Here is a 1,194-nt window from a genome sequence, read left to right on the forward strand (position 1 = left end):
ACGAGAGCGCGGGAAATTTCGCGGATAACTTTATCCGCATGGGCAAGCAGGGCGTGCAGCAGCTCGACAAGCTCGGCGACGCGCTGGAGGACGGGATAGCGAAGAAGCTGGGTGTGAGCAAGGCTGCTGTTGAAGGTGTAGAGATAGCAACAAAATCACTTATCGCTACTGCGGTAGCGGGAAAAGTTTTAACGTCAAAAGGCATAGCAGATATAACGCTTGACCTTGACCTTTTAAAATCTACTGTTGCGGGTGCGAAAAACACATTTGTAAATGTTTTCAAAAGCGGCGCGGGTGCGATAGGACTTGTTACAGCCGCTGCAATTCTCGCCGCAAAAGGGATAGACCACCTCACCGACAGTATAGATGAAGTCGATGTTTCTTTCGCCGACCTCGGTGCTAAGGAACAGGCGGCGGCAGACAACGCCCACAGCCTTGCGCGAAGCGTGAGCGACCTGCACAATGAAATATCCGAAAGTGAGAACAGCGCGGCGACCTCTGCGGCCGGTTATCAAGAAATGACCGATAGGCTTTATGAGCTTAACGAGCAAAGTTCCCTTACTCAGAGCGAGCAGGCGGAAATGACAAGCATAGTAGAAAGCCTGAACAGCGAGTTTGCAGACCTTGGGCTGTCTATCGACAGTACAACGGGACATCTCAACAAGCAGCGCAGCACTGTGGAATCCCTCATAAGCAGTTACACCGCAAAAGCTAAGGCAGAAGCTATGCAAAGCAAACTTACTGCACTGTATCAGAAGCAGTACGAAGCTGAGCAGAGCCTTGCCGACCTTGAAGAAAAGCGAAATGCGGCGATAGATGAACGTGATAAAGCGCTCCAGCGTTACGAAAAAGTATCGGCGCGCTTGCAGGAGCTTGACAGAACATACAACAGCGGCGGCTGGACTGAGAAACAGGCGGAAGAATACAGCAAACTCAGCGACGAGATCAGCAAGCTGTATAACGAGGATATTCCGAAGCTGAAAGACAACGCGGGCGAGCTGAATAATGCGTATCTTTCGGCGGCTTCCGCGCTCGATACGGTCGGCGAAGATATAAGCAGTGTCAATGGATATATAGCGGAAAGCGCGAGCGTGATCTCTGAGTGCAAGTCTGAGCTTACAGACCTCCAGCTTGCCGCCCAGCGCACCCACAGCGTCATATACACCGTCGGCGAGGACAGCTACAAAGTCAGCG

The 1,194-nt window shown here is 51.9% G+C and carries 1 protein-coding gene; it reads left to right on the top strand.

Translation table 11 applies throughout. From position 1 onward, the window contains the following. The coding region (locus LI114_RS13505) for a hypothetical protein (RefSeq protein WP_227221101.1) at positions 1–1,194 on the top strand (1,194 nt) is incomplete at both ends.

It is taken from the genome of Ruminococcus sp. 210702-SL.1.03 (assembly GCF_020559915.1).
Lineage (GTDB): Bacteria > Bacillota > Clostridia > Oscillospirales > Ruminococcaceae > YE71.